Source organism: Citrobacter sp. S55_ASV_140 (assembly GCF_018919505.1).
GTDB lineage: Bacteria > Pseudomonadota > Gammaproteobacteria > Enterobacterales > Enterobacteriaceae > Citrobacter > Citrobacter werkmanii.
Genome location: NZ_JAHLQZ010000215.1, coordinates 1 through 6,174 on the forward strand (window position 1 = coordinate 1; position 6,174 = coordinate 6,174).

At 53.4% G+C, this 6,174-nt stretch carries 6 protein-coding genes and 1 pseudogene; 3 read left to right on the plus strand and 4 right to left on the minus strand.

All coding sequences use genetic code 11. The features are described 5' to 3' along the window. From murJ to rimJ, 4 genes are all read right to left on the minus strand, one after another. Nucleotides 1-1,395 (minus strand): murein biosynthesis integral membrane protein MurJ (gene murJ / locus KQJ18_RS20570; RefSeq protein WP_216422620.1); only part of this gene is annotated, 1,395 nt, incomplete at its 3' end. A gap of 198 nt (nt 1,396-1,593) precedes the next feature. Beyond that, complete coding sequence (locus KQJ18_RS20575; protein ID WP_085048531.1) at nt 1,594-2,517, minus strand: Gfo/Idh/MocA family oxidoreductase; 924 nt, start codon at nt 2,515-2,517, stop codon at nt 1,594-1,596. Between the two features lies 1 nt (nt 2,518). Continuing rightward, nucleotides 2,519-3,166: a YceH family protein gene (locus tag KQJ18_RS20580; protein WP_069323312.1), complete on the minus strand. Its 648-nt coding sequence runs from the start codon at nt 3,164-3,166 to the stop codon at nt 2,519-2,521. A gap of 32 nt (nt 3,167-3,198) precedes the next feature. Then, nucleotides 3,199-3,783, minus strand: a complete 585-nt coding sequence (gene rimJ / locus KQJ18_RS20585) for a ribosomal protein S5-alanine N-acetyltransferase (RefSeq protein WP_006685101.1) — start codon at nt 3,781-3,783, stop codon at nt 3,199-3,201. A gap of 259 nt (nt 3,784-4,042) precedes the next feature. Here rimJ and mdtH point away from each other — a divergent pair, with 259 nt between their 5' ends. The 3 genes and pseudogenes from mdtH to KQJ18_RS20600 form a co-directional block, all read left to right on the plus strand. Then, on the plus strand, nt 4,043-5,251 hold the full coding sequence (gene mdtH / locus KQJ18_RS20590; protein WP_038639676.1) for a multidrug efflux MFS transporter MdtH: 1,209 nt from the start codon (nt 4,043-4,045) through the stop codon (nt 5,249-5,251). A gap of 114 nt (nt 5,252-5,365) precedes the next feature. Then, nucleotides 5,366-5,926 (plus strand): lipoprotein, encoded by a 561-nt coding sequence (locus KQJ18_RS20595; RefSeq protein WP_038639673.1) that lies wholly within the window; start codon nt 5,366-5,368, stop codon nt 5,924-5,926. A 105-nt stretch (nt 5,927-6,031) separates the two neighbouring features. Then, nucleotides 6,032-6,174, plus strand: a pseudogene (locus tag KQJ18_RS20600) (dihydroorotase); the annotation flags it as partial.

Genomic DNA, 6,174 nt, shown 5'->3' on the forward strand with positions numbered 1-6,174 from the left:
GATATAGAGCATCCCGAACAGGACCGCTGACATCACCACGACGGAAATCACCAGACGCGCCAGAAACCAGGCCCAGCCCGGTTGCGGGGTAAAGATTTTCTGTTTACGCAACTGCCAGTAAAGCAGTGACGCGTTCAGACATGCCGCCAGACCAATCGACAGCGACAGCCCGGCATGCTTCAGCGGGCCGATAAACGCCAGGTTCATCACCTGAGTCATAATCAGCGTCACAATAGCAATTTTCACCGGCGTTTTAATATCCTGGCGCGAGTAAAAACCAGGAGCCAGAACTTTCACCACGATCAAACCAATCAAACCGACCGAGTATGCCACCAGCGCGCGCTGGGTCATGGCGGCATCAAAGGCGGTAAATTTACCGTACTGAAACAGAGAAACCGTCAGCGGTTTTGCCAGAATACCCAACGCCACAGCGCTGGGTAATGCCAGCAGAAAACACAGACGCAGCCCCCAGTCCATCAGACGACAATATTCATCATGATTACCGCTGGAAAAGCTTTTTGATAGCGATGGCAACAGGATAGTCCCCAGCGCCACGCCAAGGACGCCGGACGGGAACTCCATCAAACGGTCGGCGTAATACATCCAGGAAACCGAGCCGGAGGCCAGAAATGAGGCGAAAATCGTATTGATGATCAGTGAAATCTGGCTGACGGAAACCCCGAGGATCGCCGGCCCCATTTGCTTGACGACGCGCATCGCCCCCGCATCGCGGAAGTTCACGCGCGGCAGCACCAGCATGCCAATTTTCTTCAGATGCGGCAGTTGATACACCAGTTGCAGCACGCCGCCAACGGTCACGGCCCATGCCAGCGCCAGTACCGGAGGATTAAAATAAGGCGCGGCAAACAGCGCAAAACCGATCATGCTGATATTCAAAAAGGTCGGCGCAAACGCCGGAATAGAAAAGCGGTTCCAGGTGTTAAGGATTGCGCCGACCAGCGAGGCCAGTGAAATCAGCAGGATATAAGGAAAGGTGATCCGCAGCAGTTGGGTAGTCAAGGCAAATTTGTCGGCGGTGTCGGCAAACCCTGGCGCAGTGACTAAAATCACCCACGGCGCAGCCAGCATCCCGGCAACCGTCACCACGGCCAGCGCCAGCGTCAGCAGCCCTGAAACATAGGCAACAAACACGCGGGTAGCATCCTCACCCTGCTTACTTTTGTATTCAGCCAGAATAGGCACAAACGCCTGAGAAAATGCGCCTTCAGCAAAAATTCGGCGTAGCAGGTTAGGAAGTTTGAAGGCCACAAAAAAGGCATCGGTCGCCATCCCTGCGCCAAAGATTCTGGCGACAATCGCATCACGCGCAAAACCCAGCACACGTGAAAACATCGTCATCGAGCTGACGGCTGCCAGCGACTTTAATAAATTCATCTATGTTGTATTCCAGACCCTGAGGCAAAACCCCGTATAACCAACATCGCCATCCGGCAATGTCACTGTGCCTGATGGCGACGCCGCAGCGTGTTATCAGGCCTACAAGCCAGCCTATGGTTGAAAAGAGGTGTTATTTTGAGTTGGCATATAGTACCTGGATTACAATGAATTACTACCGCCAGATGTTACAGGCGGTTATTCAGCCATCGCCTCCCGCCATAGCTTTTCGACAACACGCTGGGCCAGTAGCGCCTGCTCGCCTGCCGTCTGAGGAACCGTCTGATTTTGCACACACTCCATGAAATGCCGCGCACATCCGGCAAAACCTCGCTGTTCTAAGGTCGTTTGCCAGCCTGCTATCGGCTTGTGTACGACACCTTGCCCGCGTTCTTCCCGCCATTCCCGCATATCTGTGACGTCAATCAGTCCCCCATCGGTCACCGCCTGAACGCACTCCCGCTGGCTACCGGCACGCCGATGCATACTGGTTGTAATTTGTAGCTGATCGACAGAAAAATGGTGCTCGGCGTAAAGCATCGCGCCAGCGTCATTAGTCAGCAGAGTACCGCTATTTAACTGCGCCTTCCCTCCTGCCAACCACAACGCAGTATCGACCACGTGCAGATAGTCATCCAGCAGAGTGAAACGCAGGTCATGCGGCCCCACGCTGTCCGAACGATGCTTATCCATACGCACAGACGCTGCGTTGCCCAACATGGCTTTGAGATCCTGATACAGCGGCGCAAATCGGCGGTTAAAGCCGACCATCAACGTCAGTTTTTTCCGCGCGGCCAGCTCGACCAGTTGTTCAGCCTCACGCAGGTTTTCCGCCAGCGGTTTATCCACACACACATGGACCCCGGCATTCAGGAGTTCACTGACCACCGCAAAATGCGTCGCGGTGCTGGAATGGACGAAAACCGCGTCGCAGGTTTTCGCCAGATTCACCAGGGAGTCAACGTAGGGTATGCGCCAGGTCTCACAGACACGCAGCGCTTTTTCCCGCGAAGGTGAAAACGCGCCTTGCAGCGTCCAGTCTGCGGAACTGCCCAGTACGGGCAGCCAGGCTTTTTGCGCAATGCCACCCAGACCGACAACACCGATACGTAATTTATTCACGTTAGTCTCCCAGGTGCGCCAACAAAGAATCCAGCCGCTGCTTAAGTTCCGCGACTTCTGTTTCCAGGGCTTCAACGCGCGCCTGCAGATCGCCAGACGCGACCGGGAGTTCATCTGCCGCAGCGATGGGCTCATCAACATCACCGCAAAACAGGTGCATATAGCGACTTTCGCGTTTACCCGGCTCGCGCGCCAGACGGATCACATAAGGGCCATCTTCACGGGTCGCCAGTTTTTCCAGTGTCGACTCCACTTCAGCCATATCGCGGAATTCGTACATTCGCGAAGCACGGCTTCGCAGTTCGCCCGGCGTTTGCGCGCCGCGCAGCAACAGCGTGGTGACCAGCGCCACCTCGCCTGCGCTGAGTTTCAGATTGCCAAATTCAGAGTTGCAGAAACGCTGCTCATATTTCGTGACGCGATTGCCAAAGCCGCTCACCGTACGCAGAAAATGCCGCTTCACCAGGTTATCAAGCTGATCCTGCACTTCCGATTCCGACAGATTCATCACCGGTTCACGATTCGTTTTTTGATTGCAGGCGGTGACGACGCCATTGACAGAAAGCGGATACTGTTCGGGCGTGGTGACCTGTTTTTCCAGTAAACAGCCAATCACGCGTGCTTCGGTGGCGGTTAATTCGTATTTCATCGTCTTCTCCATTATTCAGGCTAACCTGAAACTTAGCGGCCAGGGGTCCATTCTGATGTGGTCAACGCCGTCAGCACATGATCGCGCCACTGCCCGTCAATCAGCAGGTAATCTTTGGCATACCCTTCTTTTTCAAAACCGAGTCGCGCCAGCAAGTCACCACTACGTTTATTGTGCGGCATATAGTTCGCCATAATGCGGTGAATATGCTGCGTGCGCTGCATATAACGAATGGCCGAGGTTAAAGCTTCGTACATCAGCCCCTGCCCCTGCCACTTTTGCGCAATGGAATAACCAAGATAACAAGCGTGGAAAGATCCCCGCACCACGTTCGAGAAGTTCGCGACGCCGATAATCTCTTTTTCTTCCGGATCGAGCAGCGCAAAATAATACGCGGTGCCTTGTTTATGAAACTCAGAGATCATACTCAGACGCGCCTGCCAGCCGGAGGGATAACAGTGGCTTTCATCGCGAATAGGTTCCCAGGGTTTTAAGAAATGACGATTTTCTGCGTAATAATCTGCCAGACGCCAGGCATCACGCTCGTGCACTAAACGCACGACCAGGCGGTCCGTGGTTAAGCGCACTTTTGGCACGTTACTGCGATAGCCAAACATTCTATACCTACTCCTTCCCGTAACGTCTTCAATACGCTATTCGCGATACTATACCTGTGCAAATATGCCCTTTGAAAAGAGCAAATTGCCATTTTTTGAATTATTCACACATTTTGATGAAAACTCTCTATCAAGACGGACTTTTGATAAAAAAATATTGTCCCGCCAAGGGTGGGAAAAGCGATGACGACACCGCAGAATAGGAGATGCTTATCTTTTAAACTCTAACCAGAGTGACGAGTTTTTCCCGGGAGGGGAAATGTCGCAAGTCTCGCAGGCAAGGAACCTGGGTAAATACTTCCTTCTCATCGATAATATGCTGGTCGTGCTGGGCTTCTTCGTCGTTTTCCCGCTGATCTCAATTCGCTTCGTCGACCAAATGGGCTGGGCTGCCGTTATGGTCGGGATCGCGTTAGGATTGCGTCAATTTATTCAGCAGGGTCTGGGTATTTTTGGCGGCGCTATTGCTGACCGTTTCGGCGCAAAACCGATGATCGTCACCGGTATGCTGATGCGCGCCGCCGGGTTCGCCACCATGGGTATTGCCCACGAGCCGTGGCTGCTGTGGTTTTCCTGTTTTCTTTCCGGGCTGGGCGGCACGCTGTTCGACCCTCCCCGTTCGGCGCTGGTGGTCAAACTGATCCGCCCTGAAAAGCGCGGGCGTTTTTTCTCTATCCTGATGATGCAGGATAGCGCAGGCGCCGTGGTTGGCGCGTTACTTGGCAGTTGGCTGTTACAGTACGATTTCCGCCTGGTCTGCGCGACAGGAGCCATTTTGTTTGTTCTGTGCGCGGCGTTTAACGCCTGGCTACTCCCGGCATGGAAATTGTCGACGGTGAAAATTCCGGTACGTGAAGGGATGGGCCACGTGATGCATGACAAACGTTTTGTCACCTATGTGCTGACGCTGGCGGGTTATTACATGTTGGCGGTACAGGTCATGTTAATGCTGCCAATCATGGTGAACGACATCGCTGGCTCGCCTGCCGCCGTGAAATGGATGTATGCCATCGAAGCATGCCTCTCATTAACGCTGCTCTACCCTATTGCCCGCTGGAGTGAAAAACGTTTTCGCCTGGAACATCGCCTGATGGCCGGTCTGCTGGTGATGTCTCTGAGCATGATGCCCATCGGTCTGGTCGGCAATTTACAGCAGCTATTCACGCTGATCTGCACCTTCTATATCGGCTCGATCATCGCCGAACCGGCGCGTGAAACCCTGAGCGCCTCGCTGGCCAATGCACGGGCGCGAGGAAGTTACATGGGCTTCAGCCGACTTGGGCTCGCCATCGGCGGCGCAATTGGTTATGTCGGCGGCGGCTGGCTGTTTGATATGGGCAAAGCCCTGGCGCAGCCTGAATTGCCATGGATGATGCTCGGTATTATCGGCTTCATCACCTTCCTGGCTTTGGGCTGGCAATTCAGCCACAAACGCCCGACGCGCGGCATGCTGGAACCCGATGCCTGATAGCTAATCCGGCGCACGAGCACTTTTCAGTTTTTTCTGCTGGTGCCCGGGGCGCTGGTACTCGATGATGCTTTGTGTCACGATTACGCCATATGCATCATGTTGAGGACTCCCATGAAAAAGCTTTTTTTTGCCGCTGCACTGATTGTCGGCGGCCTGTTGGTTGGTTGTAATCAACTCACGCAATATACGGTTAGCGAGCAAGAGATTAATCAGGCGCTGGCGAAGCATAATAACTTTTCAAAAGATATCGGTTTGCCCGGCGTCGCTGAAGCACACATCGTACTGAGCAATCTCGCCAGTCAGATAGGGCGTGAAGAGCCTAATAAAGTGACTCTGACGGGTGATGCCAATCTGGACATGAATTCCCTGTTTGGCAGTCAGAAAGCCACCATGAAGCTGAAACTTAAAGCGCTACCGGTCTTCAATAAAGAGAAAGGCGCGATTTACTTGCAAGAGATGGAAGTCGTGGACGCGACCGTCACACCTGAAAAAATGCAGTCGGTGCTACAAACGCTGATGCCGTATTTAAACCAGTCGCTGCGTAATTACTTTAACCAACAGCCTGCCTATGTTCTGCAGGACGACAGCAGTCAGGGTGAAGCGCTGGCGAAAAAACTGGCGAAAGGTATAGAAGTGAAACCGGGCGAAATCATCATCCCATTCACCGACTAATAAACCAGAGGGCGCTGATGCGCCCTTTTTTTTCGTGCAAACGAAAACGTTTCCGCTTATCCTTTGTTTCCGGCAAAAAAGACAATCCTCAGCCGGAGCATATTGATGACTGCACCATCCCAGGTTTTAAAGATCCGCCGCCCAGACGACTGGCATCTTCACTTTCGCGATGGCGACATGTTAAAAACTGTCGTGCCCTATACCAGCGAAATTTACGGCCGCGCCATTGTCATGCCGAACCTGGCACC

Coding starts and splice junctions, on each gene's coding strand:
- KQJ18_RS20595 (WP_038639673.1), top strand. CDS start 5,366: ATGAAAAAGCTTTTTTTTGCCGCTGCACTGATTGTCGGCGGCCTGTTG.
- rimJ (WP_006685101.1), bottom strand. CDS start 3,783: ATGTTTGGCTATCGCAGTAACGTGCCAAAAGTGCGCTTAACCACGGAC.
- mdtH (WP_038639676.1), top strand. CDS start 4,043: ATGTCGCAAGTCTCGCAGGCAAGGAACCTGGGTAAATACTTCCTTCTC.
- KQJ18_RS20580 (WP_069323312.1), bottom strand. CDS start 3,166: ATGAAATACGAATTAACCGCCACCGAAGCACGCGTGATTGGCTGTTTA.